Genomic DNA, 18,918 nt, shown 5'->3' with positions numbered 1-18,918 from the left:
TCACTCTTTAAAGGGTTTCGACCTGTTGGCGATAGCGCTCATAGGCCTGTTGGTAGGCCGCTACATTCGCCGCGACGGGTTGGGTTTCACTGGTGGGGTCTAGGCTGACACAGCGCTCGCACAACGCCAACAGACTTTGCTGGGTACCGGCGGCCGACTCGCACCACGCCGCCTGAATCGCCGCACCAAGTGCTGCGGCCTCACTGTGTTCGGTGCACACCACCGGGGTATTCATGATGTCGGCGACCATCTGCCGCCATGCCGGGCTTTTTGAACCGCCACCGGTGAGGCGAATGCTGCGGCTCTGCAATCCGTTGTGGCGCAGCAGGTCCAGACCATAACGCAAACCGAAGGTGGTGCCTTCAACCACCGCGCGGCAGAGGTTGGCCTGGGTCAGGTTGGTCATGTTCAGCCCCAGCAGGCTGCCGGTGGCATGGGGCAGGGCGGGGACGCGCTCACCGTTGAGGAACGGCAGCATGCTCATGCCTTCGGCGCCAATCGGCGACTGCTCGACCCGGGCATTGAATTGTGAGAGGTCGAGATCGAACAGCTCACGCACCGCGCTGGTCGCGTTGGTCAGGTTCATTGTGCAAATCAACGGCAGCCAGCCGCCACTGGAGGAGCAGAAGGTTGCGACTGACGCGTCCGGGCTGACGTTGGGCTGTTCGGCGTAGGCATACACGGTGCCGGAAGAGCCCAGGCTCATGGTGATTGCACCAGGCTGGATATTGCCGGTGCCGAGGGCGCCCATCATGTTGTCGCCGCCACCACTGGCGACCAGCGCCTTTGGGTTGATGCCCAACCGTTCGGCGATGTTCGGCAAAATCGTGCCGACCGCTTGATGCGCCTCCAGCAGTTCGGGCAGCGCTGCTTGCAAGCGTCCGCTGGGGTCGATCTCGCCCAATAGCTCTACGTCCCATTGGCGGCTTCGCACATTGAAGTAGCCGGTACCCGAAGCATCGCCGAACTCGCTGCAGCAGCGCCCGGTCAGCCAATAGTTGAGGTAGTCGTGGGGCAACAGAATGTGAGCGATGCGGGCGAAAATCTGCGGATGCTGCTCTTGGGTCCACAACAGTTTGGACACGGTATAGCCCGGTGCGATGACCACGCCGAGACGTTCCAGCGAGCCGCTTTCACCGCCCAGACGCGCCAGCAACCGTTGGTTTTCTGCGGTGGTTTCGGTGTCGCACCAGAGCTTGGCCGGGCGCAGGACCTGGCCTTGTTCATCGAGCAGGACCAGGCCATGTTGCTGGCCTGAGACGCCGATGCCGAGAATCTCCCGGCCGCTGATGTTGGCGGCGAGCAAGGCCTGGCGAGTGGCGAGAGTTAACGCCTCAAGCCATTGGGTCGGGTCTTGTTCACGACGGCCATTGGCGCCGCTGATCAAGCTGTGAGCGGCAGCGCCTTGGCCGAGGACTTTACCGCTACGCGAATCGAGGATCAGCGCTTTGGTGCCCTGGGTGCCACAGTCGATACCGAGGAATAGGTTCCTGATACTCATGAAAACTCCGATGCAGATCGTTCCCACGCTCTGCGTGGGAATGCCTCACTGGACGCTCTGCGTCCGCTCTGGATGTGACGCGGAGCGTCACGGGCTGCATTCCCACGCGGAGCGTGGGAACGATCATAGTGCGAGTATTTTTTCCAGCGTTAGCGTCACACCATGTTCACGCAAGCTGTTACAGCACCACTCGAACGCTGCAACAAACTCCGCAGAATGGGGGATCGCCGTGCCAAAGATTTCCTCAACCTCCAGCAATCGCTGAGTGATCAACGCATCATCGGCCACCAGCGCCTGACAGAACTCCGCCCGTGGGTCGGGAATCGAGTAGGTATCTCCATTCTCATCCACGCCCTTCAAGTAAATCGCCCACGCTGCCACCACCAATGCTGCACGCCGGGTCTCGCGGCCATCGGCAATCAAGCGGTTGATGGTCGGTACGGTGAACTTCGGAAACTTCGACGAGCCGTCAGAGCAAACCCGCGCCAGTTGATCGGCAATCGCCTGATTGGAGAAGCGTTCGACCAGGGTGTTCTTGTACTGCGTCAGGTCGATGCCCGGCACAGGCGCCAATTGCGGCGTTACGTCCAGGTCCATATAGGCGCGCATGTAACGCACGAACAGCGGGTCGTTCATGGTTTCGTGGACGAAGCGATAACCCTTGAGGAAACCCAGATAGGTCAGGGCCAGGTGGCTGCCGTTGAGCAGTTTGATTTTCATCTCTTCGTAAGGCATGACGTCGTCGGTGAACTGCACGCCGACTTTTTCCCAGGCCGGACGACCGTTGACGAAGTTGTCTTCCAGTACCCATTGCACGAAGGGTTCGCAGACCACTGGCCATAGATCGTCGATGCCGTGTTCGTCGTGGAGGTGCAAGCGGTGAGCCGAGCTGGTCATCGGGGTGATGCGGTCGACCATGGCGTTGGGGAAACTGACGTTCGCGGCGATCCAGTCCCGCAGATCGGCATCGCGCAGGGCGGCGAAGGCCAGCAGCGCCTTACGGGTGACCGCGCCGTTGTGCGGCAGGTTATCGCAGGACATCAAGGTGAACGCTGGAATGCCGGCGGCGCGGCGTTTGGCCAGGGCCGCACAGAGGAAACCGAACACGGTTTTCGGTGAGTTCGGATGCGCCAGGTCATGCTGGATCTGTGGCAGCTGGGTCATGAACTCACCCGTGCTGTCGTCAATGCAATACCCCCCCTCGGTGATGGTCAGCGAGACGATGCGAATGTCCGGGCTGGCGAGTTTGTCGATCAGCGTCTGGGAACCATCTTCGGCCAGCAGCATGTCGCTGATGGCGCCGATGACCCGAACTTCGGTGTCGCCGCTGTCACCCAGCTCAAACAGCGTGAACAGGTAATCCTGGCTGGCCAGGTCATCTCGGGCGCGGCGATCTTCGGCACGCAGGCCGATACCGCAGATACTCCAGTCCAGGCCTTCTCCAGTGTTCATCAAGGCATCGGTGTAATAGGCCTGATGGGCGCGATGGAAACCGCCGACACCGATGTGTGCGATGCCTTGGCGAGTTGCATTCTTGGCGTAGGCGGGTAGAGCCACTTCAGGTGCCAGACGGGTAAGGTTGGGCTTGTTCAGTTTCATGTCGGATCTCGGCAATCAGGCAGCGGCGCGCAGCGGTCTGGCCACCGCCACCCCGTTGGCATCGAATAAGTGGCAGTGTTCGGCATCGAGATGCAGGCTCAGTTGTTCGCCATAACGGCTCGCCAGATCCCCGCGAATCCGCATGGTCAGCGCTTCACCCGAAGCGGTCAGAACGTGGCAGAAGGTGTCGCTGCCCAGGCGTTCGCTGACGTCGGCAGTGACTTGCAAAGTGCAGTCGCCGGGTTGCGCCAGTTCCAGATGTTCCGGGCGTATACCCAGCGTTATCGAATCGCCAATGCTGAGATTGGCATTGCTCAGCGGCAGGCTGATGCGCGTCCCGGCATCGAGCCGGACCTCACAGCCCTGACGATCGAGGCGGCTGATCCGGCCCTTGAGAAAGCCCATTTTCGGGGTGCCGAGAAAGCCTGCGACAAACAGGTTGGCCGGTTGGTGATAGAGCTCCAGCGGCGAGCCGACCTGCTCGATTCGGCCACCATTGAGCACCACGACTTTGTCAGCCAGGGTCATGGCTTCGACCTGGTCGTGGGTCACGTAAATCATCGTCGCCTGCAGTTCTTTATGCAGCCGCGCCAGCTCCAGGCGCATTTGAACCCGCAGAGCGGCATCGAGGTTGGAGAGCGGTTCATCAAACAGGAAGATTTTCGGGTTACGCACAATCGCCCGGCCAATCGCCACGCGCTGACGTTGACCACCGGAGAGCTGTTTCGGCTTGCGTTCGAGCATCGGGCCAAGCTCGAGAATCCGTGCCGCTTCGTTGACCTTTTTCTCCACCTCGGCCTTGTTCACTCCGGCTAGGTCGAGGGCGAAGGACATGTTCTTGCGCACGCTCATGTGCGGGTAGAGGGCGTAGGTCTGGAACACCATCGCCAGGTCACGCTTGGCCGGGCTGACTTCGGTGATGTCGCGTCCGTCCAGTTCGATGGTGCCGGCGCTGACTTCTTCGAGCCCGGCGATCAGCCGCAGCAGGGTCGATTTACCGCAACCGGACGGACCGACGAAGACCACGAACTCGCGGTCGTTCACTTCAAGGTCGATGCCTTTGATGATGGAAAAGCCTTCGAAACCTTTTTGCAGATTCTTGATTTTCAGGTGGGCCATGATGGGCCTCCGCTTTTAATGATTCGAAAGGGGCGTTATTTCACGGCGCCAAAGGACAGGCCGCGCACCAGTTGTTTCTGGCTGATCCAGCCGAAGATCAGGATCGGCGCGCAGGCCAGCGTCGAGACCGCCGATAACTTGGCCCAGAACAACCCTTCGGGACTGGAGTACGAGGCAATCAACGCGGTCAGCGGCGCGGCTTTCGACGAGGTCAGGTTGAGTGACCAGAACGCCTCGTTCCAGCACAGGATCAGCGACAGCAACACGGTCGATGCCAGTCCGCACTTGGCGATCGGCAGCAGCACCCGGACCATTTCCTGCCACAGGGTGGCACCATCCAGGCGGGCGGCTTCGAGTATGTCCTTGGGAATGTCCTTGAAATAGGTGTAAATCATCCAGACCACAATCGGCAGGTTGATCAGCGTGTAGATGATGATCAGCGCGATCCGGGTATCGAGCAGGCCGAAACTCTTGGCCAGCAGGTAGATCGGCATCAGCACGCCCACGGGTGGCAGCATCTTGGTCGAGAGCATCCACAGCAGCGTGCCTTTGGTGCGCTGGGTTTCGTAGAACGCCATCGAGTACGCCGCTGGCACCGCGATCAGCAGGCACAGCGCCGTCGCGCTGAACGAAATCACTACCGAGTTCCAGGCGAAGTTGAAGTAGCCGCTGCGCTCCTCGATGTGCAAGTAGTTTTCCAGCGTCGGTGTGAAGATGAACTGCGGCGGCGTGGCGAACGCGTCGATTTCGGTTTTGAAACTGGTCAGCACCATCCAGAAGATCGGGAAGAAGATCAGGATCGCGATGGCCCAGGCCAGTGTGCCCAGCAGCAGGCTTTGCAGGCGACGGGATTGTTGAAGAGTCATGGCAGGCCTCAGGCTTTGTCAGTCAGGTTTTTGCCGAGCATCCGCACCAGGATGATCGCCGCGATATTGGCAATCACCACCGCGATCAAGCCACCGGCCGAGGCCATGCCGACGTCGAACTGTACCAGCGCCTGGTTGTAGATCAGGTAGGCGAGGTTGGTCGAGGCGTAGCCGGGGCCGCCGTTGGTGGTGGTGAAGATTTCGGCGAATACCGAGAGCAGGAAGATGGTTTCGATCATCACCACCACCGCAATCGGTCGCGCCAGGTGTGGCAGGGTCAGGTGCCAGAAGATCGCGACGGGGCCGGCACCGTCCAGGCGCGCGGCTTCTTTCTGCTCCTGGTCGAGCGACTGCATGGCGGTCATCAGGATCAGGATCGCGAAAGGCAGCCATTGCCACGAGACAATGATGATGATCGACAGCAGCGGGTAGTGCGCGAGCCAGTCCACCGGTTGTGCACCGAAGAGCTTCCACACGGCCGCGAGAATCCCCGAGACCGGATGGAAAATCAGGTTCTTCCAGATCAGCGCGCCGACTGTAGGCATGATGAAGAACGGCGAGATCAACATCACCCGCACGATGCCGCGGCCAAGAAACTCACTGGCCTCCAGCAAGGCGCTGATCAACACGCCGAACACCACACTGATCAACAGCACACTGCCGACCAGCAACAAGGTGTTGGTGGCGCCGGGCAGGAAGCCCGAGTCGGTCAGGAAGTAGCTGAAGTTCTCCAGCCCCACGAACGCGTTGTCGCCGGGGTACAGCAGGTTGTAGCGAATCAGCGAAAAGTACAGGGTCATGCCCAGCGGCACGATCATCCACAGCAGCAACAGGGCCACCGAAGGGCTGACCAGAAACCGGCCCGGGTTGGCCAGCCGGCTTTTACGCGGCGGTGCCGGAATGTCCAAATGTGCTTTAAGAGTCGAGGTATTCATGGCGATTGGAACCGATTGAGAACAGGCAAATGAAGATCCAGTGTGGGAGCGAGCCTGCTCGCGATAGCGATCGATCAGCCGACATAGATGTTGAATGTCATGGCCTCATCGCGAGCAGGCTCGCTCCCACAGGGGGGGACGGGTTACTTGGGATAACCCGCGCGCTTCATTTCACGTTCGGTGGTTTGCTGGGCGGCCGCCAGGGCCTGGTCGACGGTGGTCTGGCCGATTAGCGCGGCGGAGAACAGCTTGCCGACCTGGGTACCAACGGCTTGGAACTCAGGAATGGTCACCAACTGGATGCCGATGTAGGGCACCGGTTTGAGGGTCGGTTTGCCCGGATCGGCAACCTTGAGTGATTCCAGCGTGACCTTGGCGAACGGCGCGGCATTCATGTAGGCCTCGCTGTAGGTCGAGGCGCGAGTGCCAGGCGGCACGTTGGCGATGCCGTCCTTCTCGGCCACCAGTGCGCCGTACTCTTTGGAGGTGGCCCAGGCGCTGAAGGTTTTCGCTGCGTCCTTGGCTTTGGAGCTGGTGGGGATCGCCAGCGCCCAGGAGTACAACCAGGCCGAGCCTTTGTCGGTCACTTGATGGGGCGCATAGGTGAAACCGACGTGGTCGCTGACTTTGCTTTGAGTCTTGTCGGTGACGAACGAACCGGCAACGCTGGCGTCGACCCAGATCGCGCACTTGCCGCTGTTGAACAGCGCGAGGTTCTCGTTGAAGCCGTTACTGGAAGCACCCGGCGGGCCGGACTTTTTCATGGTGTCGGCGTAGAAGCTCAGCGCGTTCTTCCACTCGGGCCCGCTGAATTCCGGCTGCCACTTCTCATCGAACCAGCGTGCACCGTAGGCGTTGGCGATAGTGGTGATCAGTGCCATATTCTCGCCCCAGCCGGCCTTGCCACGCAGGCAGATACCGTACTGTTCCTGGTCGGGTTTGTTGAGTGTGCTGGCGAATTCGCCGATCTGCTCCCAGGTCGGATGCTCGGGCATGGCCAGGCCTGCAGCCTTGAACAGGTCGGTGCGGTAATAGGTCATGGAGCTTTCGGCATAGAACGGCAGGGCGTAGAGCGTGCCCTTGACCGACAGGCCTTCACGCACGGAAGGGAATACGTCGTCGAGCGCGTAACTGGCGGGGAGATCCTTTATCGGTTCCAGCCAGCCCTTGGCGCCCCACAGTGCAGCTTCGTACATGCCGATCGTCAACACATCGAACTGGCCGCCCTGGGTGGCGATGTCGGTGGTCAGGCGCTGACGCAGGACGTTTTCTTCCAGTACCACCCAATTGAGCTTGATCTCCGGGTGCTCGGCCTCGAAGGTTTTCGAGAGCTTTTGCATGCGGATCATGTCGCTGTTGTTGACGGTGGCAATGGTCAGGGTTTGTGCGCCAAGGCTGACGCTGCTGAGGGTCATGCAGGTGCAGGCAAGCAGAGCTTTTACAGTGGGTTTCATCGCGCACTCCTCTTCTGGGCCCTGGGGGCAGCAGAAGGACAGTTATTGTTTTTGTGTCTTCCGGAGGTAGGAAGAATCTGAGGCTGATTACAGCCCTCAACACACGCGATGACAAATCATTGGTAGCACTTGCACTGATACTTTTTTGCACTTGAAAAGGCCGCAGGCTACGCCAGCCCTTTGTTGGCGATGGCGCAGCCTGCGATCTTTACTATCGTCTTACCACAGTTTGACGCTGTAACTGAGGACCAAGCGGTTTTCGTTGGTGTCGCGTTGGTAGTTGCTTTTGCTCATACCGTTGCGCCAGCGGGCGCTGACGTTCTTCAGCGGGCCGCTCTGGATGGTGTAGCCCAGGTCGATGTCACGTTCCCACTCCCGGCCTTCGCCGACAAATTTTTTGATCTGCGCCTGGTCGCCCTTGGCGTAGCGTGTGGAGAACAGCAGCCCCGGAATGCCCACCGTAGCAAAGTCAAAATCGTAGCGGGCGTGCCAGGCGCGTTCCCTGGTTTGCGAGAAGTTGCTCAATTGGTATTCGGTGAACAGGTAGGTGTTGCTGCCGTCGACATACGCAAACGGTGTTTCACCGTACTGCTGCTGGAAGCCACCACCGATGGAGTGTCCGGCAAGCGCATACATGAAACGTGTGCTCAAGGCGCGGTTGTCGACGGTGCCGGCCAGGCCTGCACCGGCAGCGTCGGCGCTGAAATAGCGGATATCGCTTTTCAGCGTACCGCCGCCCAGCGCCAGGCTGTGCTTGAGACCGACATAGTGCTGCTGATAAATGTCCTCAAGCTGCGCGTAGTAATAACTGCCTGTCAGCGTTGGGTTGAACCGGTAATCAGCACCGCCGAAACGGAATTCATCGCTTTTTGCCGAGCTCTTGTAAGCGCCGTTCTGGCTGGTCAGCCCCATCTTTTCGTAGTCGGTCGATTCCCGCTGTTTGACCTGATCGATCTGCCCGCCGCGTAAGGTCAGGCCCTTGATGTCGTTCGAGCTGAGCAGGGCGCCTTCGAAGGTCTGCGGCAGCACCCGGCTGGTGTTCGGTTGCAGCAGCGGCAGGTCAGGCAGCAAATGGCCGACACGCAGTTCGCTCTTTGCAATGCGGGCCTTGGCGGTCAGGCCCACCTTGGAATAGCTGTCATGGGCACGTCTGGCGTAACTCGGTTTGCCCGGCTCGGCTGTGCTTTCTCGGGACAACAAACCGCTGCCGGAGCGATCAGGGCTGGAGTCGAGCTTCAGCCCGAGCATGCCGAGTGCATCCAGGCCAAAACCGACCGTGCCTTCGGTGTAACCCGATTGCAGGTTCAGCAGAAATCCCTGGGCCCATTCATCACGCTTGGACTGGCCATAGCCTTCGCGGTAGTCGCGGTTGAAGTAGTAGTTTTTCGAGTCCAGCGTGGCCTTGCTGTCCTTGAGGAATTGCGCTTCGGCGGCCATCGGCAGCAGGCTGGTGCCGCCGATCAAGGTCAAGTGCTGCATGAGTCTGGCGTTCATGGTGTTGGCTCCTGTGAGGGCTCGTTGTTGTTTTTCGGGCATGGCTTCGCCTTGGGCGCCTTCAGTGGTGTCTGAAGACGCCTGAGGTGACGTCAGTGATTAACTAAGGCGTGGGCTGCAGGTTTTCGGGTTTTGGTCGCACCCGGTAACCACCGCCCGCCAGTTGTTCCAGTGGGCTTGCGGCTGCCAGCAATTGGCGGGTGTAGGGGTGCAAGGGATTATCGAAGACCGCTTCGCGGCTGCCGATTTCCACGATATGGCCCTGGTGCATGACCGCCACCCGATGGGCGATGCGTTCGACGGCCGCCAGGTCATGGGAAATGAACAGGCAGGCAAAGCCGTACTGTGCTTGCAAGCGCTCGAACAGTTCGAGGATCTGCTTCTGGATGGTCATGTCCAGCGCCGAGATCGGTTCGTCGGCGATCACCAGCTGTGGGTGCCGTACCAGCGCTCGGCCGATGGCCACCCGCTGGCGTTGACCGCCCGACAGTTGATGGGGAAAGCGCTCCATGAACGCTTCCGACAAACCAATATCCACCAGTGTGGTGGCGACACGCTGACGTTTTTGCTCCTCGCTCAGTTCCGGCAGATGGCGCAACGGTTCGGCGAGGGTTTCGCCAATGCGCATTCGCGGATCAAGGGACGAGTAAGGGTCTTGAAAGATCATCTGGCATTGCAGCCGATGATCACGCTGACCGGCCTTGAGGATATCGATGCCCTTGAAGCGAATCTCGCCGGCACAGGGTTTGACCAGTCCCACCAGCGCGCGGCCCAGTGTGGTTTTACCCGAGCCACTGCCGCCGACCAATGCCAGGGTTTCACCGGGGGCGATGCTCAGGTTGGCACTGTGCACGGCGCGCTTGGGGGGTGATTGACCCCAGAACCGCGCATGACCCGGATGCTCGATGCTGACGCCGGTAATTTCCACTAGGGGTCTGTCGGTCGCTGTCAATGCGGCCAGTTCGCCGCGCTTGGGCAGCGCTTCGAGCAATTGGCGGGTGTAGGCGTGTTGCGGGGCCAGCAGGATGTGATTGATCGAGCCTTGTTCCACGGCCTGGCCGTGGCGCATGACCACCACCTTGTGGGCATAACGCGCCACCAGCGACAGATCGTGGCTGATGAACAGGATCGCCGTGCCTTGCTCGCGGGTCAGCTCCAGCATCAGCTCGATTACGTCCAGCTGCGCCAGGCAGTCGAGGGCGGTGGTGGGTTCGTCGGCAATCAGCAGCGCCGGGCGCAGCAGCATCACCGAGGCGAGCATGATCCGCTGGCGCATGCCGCCGGAAAACTCATGGGGATAGGCGTTCAGGCAGCGTTCGGGATCGCTGATGCCGATGCGGGTGAGCATGTCGATGCAGCGTTGGCGAATCTGTGCCTTGCTCAAGTCGGTGTGCAGACGCAGACCTTCGGCCATTTGCTCGCCAATGCGGATGGCCGGGTTGAGCGAAACCATCGGTTCCTGGAACACCATGCCGATTCGCGCACCGCGGATGCCACGCAGTTGCGCACAGCTCAACCGATTGATGTCCTGGCCTTCGAAGCGGATCGCACCGCCACAAACCTCCATCGGCAGTGGCAGCAGGCCAATCGCTGCGCGTGCGGCCATGGTCTTGCCGCTCCCGGATTCGCCCACCAGCGCGACAATCTCGCCGGGTACGACGGTGAAACTCAGATCGTTGACCGCCAACGGCCCTTCGGCGCCGGCGCGAATCAGCAGACGGTCGACTTCAAGCAACGGTTTTTGACTGGGCATGATCAACGGCTCATTCGAGGGTCGAGGCGGTCGCGCAGGGCGTCGCCGAACAGGTTGATGGCGACCAGCGCCAGGGCGATGAACAACCCCGGGAACAGGCCGAGCCAGGAGGCGTTGGCAATGTACGGGCGGCTGGCGGCGAGCATGTTGCCCCAGGTCGCTGCGGGTGGCGGAACACCCAGGCCGAGGAAGCTCAAGGCACTTTCCGACAGCAGCGTCCAGCCGAACATGCTGGTGGCGAGCACGCACAGCGGCGCAACACAGTTGGGTGCAACGTGGCGGTACAGTGTGTAGAACTCCGAATTGCCGATGACCCGTGAGGCTTCGATAAACTCGCGCTCACGCAGCGACAGCACACTGCCGCGCACCACCCGAACCACCGACGGCGTGTAGGCGATGCTCAAGGCCAAAACGATGCCGTACTGGCTGGCCCCGATGATCGCCATCAAGCCCAGCGCCATCAGGATGCCGGGGAATGCCAGCAATGCATCGTTGATCATCATCAGAACTCGATCGGTCCAGCCCCGCAGGTAGCCGGCAAGCATGCCGATCACACTGCCGAAAAACAGCGCCAGGCACACCGTCAGCAAGCTGATCCACAAACTGGTGCGCGCACCGATGATCAAGCGGCTGAGCACGTCACGGCCAAACTCGTCGGTGCCTAGCCAATGCAGCGCCGAGGGTGCCTTGAGGCGAGACAGCAGATCGATTTTCAGCGGGTCGTAAGGTGTCCAGAACACACCGAGCAGCGCCATGCTGATCAGCAGAGCCAGCAAGGTGCCGCCAATCAAGGCATTCGCCGGTGGCCAGCGCAGTGGGCGACGCGCTGGTGTAGCGCTCACGGAAAGCAGGGAGACGGTCATAATTTCACCCTTGGGTCGAAGAGTGGATAGAGCAGGTCGACCAGCAGGTTGACCGCCACGTAGATGAAAGTGATCAGCAGCAGGCAGCCTTGCAGCACGGGGTAGTCGCGAGCAAAGATGGCGTCGACCATCAAGCGACCGATGCCGGGCAGGGTGAACACCGTTTCCAGCACTGCGATGCCACCCAGCAAATTGCCGAGGATCAAGCCGATCAAGGTCCAGGTCGGCGCGAAGGCATTCGGTAGTGCGTGGCGCCACAGCACCGCACGCTCCGATAAGCCCTTGGCTCTGGCGTGGGCGATGTATTCCAGCCGCAGCACCTCGATGGTGCTGGCCCGGGCCATCCGGGTAATGGCTCCCAACTCCACCAGCGTCAGGGTGACAATTGGCAGCACCAGATAGGTCACGGCTTCACCGGGGTTCTGGGCGAACGGCACATAACCCACCACGGGCAGCCAGTTGAGCTTGATCCCGAACGCGTAGAGCAACAGCAAGCCGAGCCAGAAACTGGGAATCGACAGCAACAGGGTTGCGCCGGTGACCAGCCCCAGGTCCAGCGCGCTGTCCTGTTTCCAGGCCGCGAACAGGCCTGCTGGAACGGCAATCAACGCCGCCAGCAGAACCGCCACCAGCACGATGCTGGCGCTGACCGAGAAGCGGTCGAGGATCAGTTCGAGCACCGGTTGTTTGCTGGTGATCGACACGCCGAGGTCGCCACTGAGCACCGACTGCAACCAATACACGAACTGCACGCCAATCGAGTGATCCAGCCCCAATGCTGCGCGGGTGCTGGCCAGGCTTTGCGGATCGGCCATATCGCCGAGCATCAGCAGCGCCGGGTCGCCGGGGATGAAGCGGATCAGCGCGAACACCACCACGGAGATCAGCAACAAGGTCGGCACGGACAATGCCAGGCGTTGAGCGATAAATCGCAACATGATCGATCTCCTAGTCGGCCAGTTTCACGCCCCACAGGCGCGGTTTGGCGATGGGCCAGGAGCGGTAACCTTCGACCCGATCCTGAAAGGCACCGACGGTGCTTCCGTTGTACATCACCACCATCGGCACATCGGCGAGCATTTGTTGGTGCAACTGATCGAACAGTGCCTGACGTTTGACCGGTACGATTTCGCGCATGGACTCAAGCATCCAGCCCTGCGCCTGGGGGTTGTCCCAGACCTTGCGGGGTTGCTGGTTTTTGTCGCCCATTACCGACTCGAAGTTCAGCGCCGCGTCGAAGCGTGCCGAATAGGAGAACGCCATGATTTGGTACGCACCGCTCTGGTAGCGCTCCAGTTGCGTGCCCCATTCGAGGGTTTCGATATCGATGTTCAACCCGGCTGCCTGGGCCATGGCCTGGCTCAGCACCGCCATGTCGAATACGCTCTGGTAGCGTTTGTTGGTGATGATTTTCAGCGGCTGGCCGTTGTAACCGGCTTCCTTGAGCAGGCGCTTGGCTTCTTCGATGTTGGCTTTGTAGCCCTGTTGTTGAATGGCTTTGTAGTAGGGACTGGTGTCTGGCACCACCGAGTTGTTGGCGTGGGAAGTGCCTTCGGTGAGTGCCTGGACCATTTGTTCGCTGTCCAGCGACAGCGCGATGGCACGCCGAATACGCACGTCCTTGAGCAGTGGGTCGCGGGTTTGGAACAGCAGGGCATTGAGCGACATGTTGGAACTGCTGGAGGTCTTGATGCCTGGCAAGGCGCCGAGTTCGTGGGCATCCATCACCGTGACATCGGGCAGCACGTCGACGCCTTTCGATTGCAACGCGGCTTTGGCGGCAGCGGCATCGGGGATGACCATGAAGCGCAGGTTATCGATAAACGCCTGCTTGTTGCCGGTGTAGCCGTCGGTGCCTGTCTCCGGTCGGGCGCTGTAGTCGGTAAAGCGTTGCAGGTCGACGTATTGTCCCGGCTTCCATTCGGCGAGCTTGAACGGCCCGGTGCCGATCGGTGCTTGCCACTTGCCGTTCGTATCGACAGAGGAAGGGTGCAGGATGCCGGTGCCACCGCAATCGGATCGGGCCATTTGCGCAAGAAACAAACCATTGGGTTTATCCAGGGCGAAGACCACGGTCAATGGATCTGGCGCGCTGATGTCGGCGACTTTCGCCACGCCGCGTCCATCGAAGTCAGCGAGACAGCGCCACTGGGTTTGCGGGTCGAGATAACGTTTCCAGGTCCACAGTACGTCGGCGGATGTGAGGGGCGCGTCGTTATGAAACTTCACCCCATCACGCAGGGTGAAACGGTACTCGAGGCCATCGGCCGAGACCTCGACCTTGCTGGCCAGCAACGGTCCGACCGAGGCGTCTTCGCGGTAGGCCACCAGGCCTTCGACGATATGCAGCACCACCGCGTCGGTGTTTTCGTCGCGATTGACGCCGGGATCGGTGCTGCGAATGTCCGCGTTGAGGGCTACACGCAGGGTGCTGGCTGCTTCGGCGCTGAGACTGCCAAGGGCGAGGCTGCTGAACCCTAGCGTCAGGGCGATACGAGTGAATGTATGCACGGGAGTGATTCTCCATTGGCGGTTTGCGACGGTGGGAGCCGGCAGGCGTCGCAAACCGTTAGTTGTTTATTGTCATTGTTCTTGTCGTGCCGCCCGGAGGGCGTGGGTGTCGCATGAGTTACTTGAGGTAGCGGTTGATGTCGCCCTCCATGGCCAGCGAATAGGCAGTGAATTCGCGGTTCACGGCCGGCAGCGGGGCGACTTCCATCAACCCCTTGGCCGGACGCATCACCACCATGGCCACGGTGGCCGACAGGTTGCCGGCCATGTTGGAAAGCGGTGGACGACACACTGCCCATGGTGTGCCGAAGTCATCGAAGAAGGCTTTTTTCAGGTGTTCGGCCGTCAACTGTCCAGGCGTTTCGCTGAGGATTTGCCGCACGCGCACGTCGCGATAGAGGCTTTCCGGTACGCTGTTCAATCCGGCCTCACGCAACTTGCCCAATGCCACCGGGCTCTGCCAATGGTTGGCGTGTACGAGCAACCCCTGTTCGGCCTGAATCGGGAAGACTTCATCCGGGGCGCATTCAAAGTTGATCGCATACCCGCCAGCGTGACTGAGCATCATGTTGTTGGAGGTGGATTTGGCCGTGGTGGCGACCACCTTGATCGACAGCGCGAAGTGCGCGGCCTCCAGCGCCTTGCGTCGAATGAATGGCAGTGGCACGCCGACCTGGGTGTAGTCGCGTTCGGACTCCAGATAGTTGGCGGTGATTGCGGTACCGATCGAGTTCAAGCCGTTGCGGGCCAGGCCGCCGGCTTCGGTGAAGGTCAGTACATCCGGGCCGTCTTCGCGCAGGACTTTCAGCACAATGGCGCTCTCGGCACATTCCGCGCGCCAGTCCCAGTTTTGTCCGTGAATCACTTCGTTGGCGGCCGAGGCCGTCGGCAGAATCACCGCGCCAGTGCAGCCATCCGGATCTGGCAGGCGAGCCTTGCGTCGGCCCAGCTGGATGATCTCGGTGCGAGCGTTGATCAGCACGATAGCTTCGAAATCGCAGCCTGCACCCTCGGCGATACCGCGCATTTCCTGAGCGTATTCCGGTTCGAAGGCTTCGATGCTGGGCACGAACTCATTGGCAAAGCCACGGATGTCGGCCCAGGTGTAACCCATCTTCAGCAGTTGGACAGAATAGATCTCGATGCTTTTGTGAATGCGCTGACTGACCGCTTGACCGTATTGGAAGCCGCGCTCGAAGGGGGTGCCGCTGATCTCGACGAGAGGGAAAGGGGAGTGGCTCATAGTTGGCAATCTCATGTTTTTTGTTTGTGTTGGGTACAAGGGTTGCCGGATATAAACGGACTGTCAATGCTTTTGGGTGGCCGATAAAACCTTGTTGTAGGAATCCTACAGCGGGCTATTGAGTGCGTTATGTGCTCAAAGGCCCTGTTTATCGGTGGTGTAGCGATGTTTAAAACGAGTCGCCTGCTTTGTTGTTTATATTCTGTGTATTTAGCTTTCGTAAAAATCGGAAAGGTCCTGCTTTTTGTGCGTGCGAGTGACGAGGGACGTTGTCCTGTAGCGCATTGCGGTAAAAACACCGGGCTGTGATGATTTGGCGGTTGTCCGCAGTGTTCCAGTCACGCTAATGTCGGCTGACCCAGGCGCCGACAGACGATGCGCGCAGGGATGCACACTCATTGTTTGATCGAGGATGGAAATGGAATCCGCAGAAATCCTGGTGCTCCAGGCCAGCTACACGAACCCGATACACGCCGAAGCAATCAGCCTTGTTCTGAATCACTACGCTGAAGACCCGATGGGCGGTGGCACGCCGTTATCGGCCGATGTCTTGCAGCAGTTGCCCGGCGAGCTGGCCAAGCGACCCCATGCGTTCAGTGTCCTGGCGTTCGTTCACGGGGAGCCTGCCGGGCTGGTGAATTGCTTCGAAGGTTTCTCGACCTTTGCTTGCCGTCCACTGGTGAATGTTCACGACGTAATGGTGATCGGAAAATTTCGCGGGTTGGGCCTGAGCCAGAAAATGCTGCAAAAGGTCGAGGACATTGCCCGTCAGCGCGGCTGCTGCAAAATCACTCTGGAAGTGCTGGAAGGCAACGCGGTTGCACAGGGTTCCTATAGCAAGTTCGGGTTTTCGGCGGGGATGTTCGATCCGGCTCATGGTCGCATGCTGTTCTGGATCAAGGCGCTTTAAACAAGAAAGGGCACCTTTGGGGTAATGCCAGTCAGTTAAGAAAACTCAGTGTCCGGATGCTCTGTTCTGATCCGAGATCCACCCCTCACCCCAACCCTCTCCCCAGTGGGGAGAGGGGGAAAGGGAGCAGATCTCCATGCTTTTCAAACCTGAGTTCGGCTCGATATTTCAGGTCGCAACATTTCGAGTAATCACCTCGGTCAGTCCCCTCTCCCCCCCGGGGAGAGGGTTAGGGTGAGGGGTGGTTCTTGAGCCTGGCCGCTAGAGCCTCCAGTCCAGGCTCAAGGTCACGGTGCGCGGGTCGCCCCAGAAGACGCCGTTATAGAAACCGACGTTGTCGTAGTATTTCTCGTCGAGCAGGTTGTCGACGTTCAACGATGCCGACAGATGCTTGTCGATCTCGTAGCGAGACATCAGCTTTACCACGGTGTAGGTGTGCTGATTGATTCGGGTGTTTTGCGTCACCACTTCAGCGTTGGCGTCACGGCCGACCGGGCGGCGGGAATTGCCGTAGATATCGCTTTGCCAATTCACCGCGCCACCAATGGTCAGCGCCTGCCAATCGCCCGGCAGGCGATAGGCTGTCGACACCCGCAACATGTTCAGGGGTTGAGCGGTGTTGGTGCGCTTGTGTTCACCGTTCACCGAGTGGGTGTAGGTGTAACCGGCCGTGAGGTTCCAGCCTTGTAGCACTTCGCCGGACACTTCGGCCTCGAAGCCCTGAACCTTGTTGCCCTTGCCGCCGGATTTGAAAAACTCTTCGCCAGTGACCGGGTCAGGCGGCACCGAGTCGTCACGCTCGGCGACGTTGTCCTGGGTGCTCCAGAACAACGCGGTAGCGAGGTTCAGCCGCTCTTCGAGCAAGCTGCCCTTGAGCCCCACTTCATAGTTGCTGCCCACGACGGGCTCGAGGTACTTGCGACTGACATCCCGCTCGCTCTGAGGGTTGAAGATGTCGGTGTAGCTGGCGTAGACGGTGTACTCGGGAGTGAGGTCGTAGAGCAGGCCCGCGTAAGGGGTGAAGACGTCGTTGTGTTGCTGGCTGCTGTGGTCGGTGGCGATGCGCTGATAGTGGGCGTCGTATCCGTACGTGCTGCTGTCGGTACTCCAACTGCCATAGCGACTGCCGAGCACCGCGTGCAGTCTTTCGGTCAGGCTCAAGCGTGTTGCCAGGTAACCGGCCTTCTGCCGGGTGCTGTCGTGCGAGCCTTGCAGGCCGGTGACGGTGTCCGGGAATTTGCCGATGCTGCCCATGTACTTCCAGTCGCGGATGTTGTCGTAACCTGGCGGTGTTGCGCCGTCCACAATGTAGGGGGCGGATTCGCGCCGGTCAGCCTCGCCATAGCCGACCATCACTTCATGCTCGCGCCCCAGCAACGGATACGTCCCGGCCAGGTTGACGTCGTACACGTCCATCTTCTGGACACCCTTCATGTGACCCTTGTAGGCGGTCATTCCACTGCGGTCATCATTGGGGAAACCTCCGCCGCCGTAGTACACCTTGCCGTCGATGTCGCTTTGTCGATGGGTGTAGGCGGCTTTCAAATGCCAGCCTTCACCCAGCCGTTGATCCAGCGTGGCGAACGCGGTCTTGTCTTTCAGTGGCCAGGAACTCCAGTGCGCGGCCATGTTGGTCGATCTCGGCAAATTGGCCCTGGTACCGGATGAGGTCCAGTACGGCACCGTTCCCCAAGACGTGCCCTGGACCTGTTTGTCCTGATAGTCGTAACCCACCGCCAGCACGGTGTCGTCTGTCAGATCGGCTTCGAGAATCCCGTAGCCGACTTCTCGTTGCAGTTGGTAATGATCACGAAAGGATTTGCTGTCGCGATAGGCCAACACGCTGCGGCCACGCAGGCGACCGTCGAACCCCAGCGGGCCGCCGACATCGACATAGCTGTAGTAATCGTCATAGCTGCCACCGCTGACGCCGCTTCGGGCTTCCCATTGCCGGGTCGGGCGTTTGCGCACCATGTTGATGGTGGCGGAAGGGTCGCCGGCACCGCTGGTCAGCCCGGTCGCGCCGCGAACCACTTCGATGCGGTCGTAGATGATGGTGTCCGAATCGGACTTCATGCGATTGAAGGTGTTGAGCATGCCATCGATCTGGAAGTTGTCGATTCCATAGCCGCGTGAGGAATAGCTCACCCGGTCGGAGTCATTGTGCTGAACCACCACGCCGGTGGTCTGGCTCATCGCTTTGGATAGGGTATCGAGCTTGAAATCATCCATCTGTTGGCGAGTCACCACCGACAGGGACTGTGGCGTTTCCTTGATCGAGAGGTTCAGCCGCGTGGCGGTACTCATGGAGCCGGTGGTGTACGCGTGAGTGTTTTCGGTGGTGCTGCCCAAGCCATCGGCCGTGACGCTGGTGGTCTCCAGCTCAAGGGTTTTTACAGGCGCGACTGATGTTTGCTCCGGGTTGGTTTCGGCCAGCAAATCCGGGCAAAGGGCGGCACTGCAAAGCCCCAGGGTCAAGCTCATGGAACGGGTAATAGGCGCGAACATCGCTGCCGGCTCCTTGTCTTCGATGGAAAATTTCCGTTTGCTCAAAGACGAAAAGGAGCGGGGTGATTTAGCTTAAACAAGAATAATTATTATCTTCAGGGGTGTTTCAGCTACCGAGAGGGCATTAATGCTGCGCAGAAAGCGGGGGCTGGAACCAGCCCC

Annotated in this window: 14 protein-coding genes; 1 reads left to right on the top strand and 13 read right to left on the bottom strand. The window is 60.0% G+C overall.

Annotated elements, in window-relative coordinates; genetic code table 11:
- Window positions 1-7: 7 nt before the first annotated feature.
- The 12 genes from xylB to BK658_RS07220 form a co-directional block, all read right to left on the bottom strand.
- Complete coding sequence (gene xylB, locus BK658_RS07285; protein WP_123581724.1) at window positions 8-1,501, bottom strand: xylulokinase; 1,494 nt, start codon at window positions 1,499-1,501, stop codon at window positions 8-10.
- Between the two features lie 123 nt (window positions 1,502-1,624).
- Window positions 1,625-3,100, bottom strand: a complete 1,476-nt coding sequence (locus tag BK658_RS07275; protein ID WP_123581722.1) for a mannitol dehydrogenase family protein — start codon at window positions 3,098-3,100, stop codon at window positions 1,625-1,627.
- Window positions 3,101-3,115: 15 nt separating this feature from the next.
- Window positions 3,116-4,219, bottom strand: a complete 1,104-nt coding sequence (locus BK658_RS07270) for an ABC transporter ATP-binding protein (RefSeq protein ID WP_123581721.1) — start codon at window positions 4,217-4,219, stop codon at window positions 3,116-3,118.
- Between the two features lie 35 nt (window positions 4,220-4,254).
- On the bottom strand, window positions 4,255-5,085 hold the full coding sequence (locus tag BK658_RS07265) for a carbohydrate ABC transporter permease (protein WP_123581720.1): 831 nt from the start codon (window positions 5,083-5,085) through the stop codon (window positions 4,255-4,257).
- 8 nt (window positions 5,086-5,093) lie between these two features.
- On the bottom strand, window positions 5,094-6,020 hold the full coding sequence (locus BK658_RS07260; protein ID WP_123581719.1) for a carbohydrate ABC transporter permease: 927 nt from the start codon (window positions 6,018-6,020) through the stop codon (window positions 5,094-5,096).
- A 143-nt stretch (window positions 6,021-6,163) separates the two neighbouring features.
- Window positions 6,164-7,474 (bottom strand): ABC transporter substrate-binding protein, encoded by a 1,311-nt coding sequence (locus BK658_RS07250; RefSeq protein WP_123581717.1) that lies wholly within the window; start codon window positions 7,472-7,474, stop codon window positions 6,164-6,166.
- A 219-nt stretch (window positions 7,475-7,693) separates the two neighbouring features.
- Window positions 7,694-8,968, bottom strand: coding sequence for an OprD family porin (locus BK658_RS07245; protein WP_123581716.1), 1,275 nt, complete (start codon window positions 8,966-8,968; stop codon window positions 7,694-7,696).
- Between the two features lie 103 nt (window positions 8,969-9,071).
- Window positions 9,072-10,721 carry an ABC transporter ATP-binding protein gene (locus BK658_RS07240; protein ID WP_123581715.1) on the bottom strand — a complete coding sequence of 550 codons (1,650 nt, stop codon included), beginning with the start codon at window positions 10,719-10,721 and terminating at the stop codon, window positions 9,072-9,074.
- Between the two features lie 2 nt (window positions 10,722-10,723).
- Window positions 10,724-11,584: an ABC transporter permease gene (locus BK658_RS07235; RefSeq protein ID WP_123581714.1), complete on the bottom strand. Its 861-nt coding sequence runs from the start codon at window positions 11,582-11,584 to the stop codon at window positions 10,724-10,726.
- Window positions 11,581-12,522, bottom strand: a complete 942-nt coding sequence (locus BK658_RS07230) for an ABC transporter permease (RefSeq protein WP_123581713.1) — start codon at window positions 12,520-12,522, stop codon at window positions 11,581-11,583. Before BK658_RS07230 ends, BK658_RS07235 begins: the two co-directional genes overlap by 4 nt.
- A 10-nt stretch (window positions 12,523-12,532) precedes the next feature.
- Window positions 12,533-14,095 carry an ABC transporter substrate-binding protein gene (locus BK658_RS07225; RefSeq protein WP_404943167.1) on the bottom strand — a complete coding sequence of 521 codons (1,563 nt, stop codon included), beginning with the start codon at window positions 14,093-14,095 and terminating at the stop codon, window positions 12,533-12,535.
- 118 nt (window positions 14,096-14,213) lie between these two features.
- Complete coding sequence (locus tag BK658_RS07220; protein ID WP_123581712.1) at window positions 14,214-15,338, bottom strand: C45 family autoproteolytic acyltransferase/hydrolase; 1,125 nt, start codon at window positions 15,336-15,338, stop codon at window positions 14,214-14,216.
- A 418-nt stretch (window positions 15,339-15,756) separates the two neighbouring features.
- On the opposite strand from BK658_RS07220, the gene BK658_RS07215 reads away from it, so the two are divergent.
- On the top strand, window positions 15,757-16,248 hold the full coding sequence (locus BK658_RS07215) for a GNAT family N-acetyltransferase (protein WP_123581711.1): 492 nt from the start codon (window positions 15,757-15,759) through the stop codon (window positions 16,246-16,248).
- A gap of 261 nt (window positions 16,249-16,509) precedes the next feature.
- Here BK658_RS07215 and BK658_RS07210 read toward each other — a convergent pair whose 3' ends face one another.
- Window positions 16,510-18,756 carry a TonB-dependent siderophore receptor gene (locus BK658_RS07210; RefSeq protein ID WP_123581710.1) on the bottom strand — a complete coding sequence of 749 codons (2,247 nt, stop codon included), beginning with the start codon at window positions 18,754-18,756 and terminating at the stop codon, window positions 16,510-16,512.
- Between the last annotated feature and the right edge of the window lie 162 nt (window positions 18,757-18,918).

Origin of the sequence: Pseudomonas brassicacearum (genome assembly GCF_003732175.1) — a bacterium.
Classification (GTDB): Bacteria; Pseudomonadota; Gammaproteobacteria; order Pseudomonadales; family Pseudomonadaceae; genus Aquipseudomonas; species Aquipseudomonas brassicacearum_G.
Note: the sequence above shows the minus strand (reverse complement) of the source record. Positions and strands in the feature narration are given on the sequence as shown.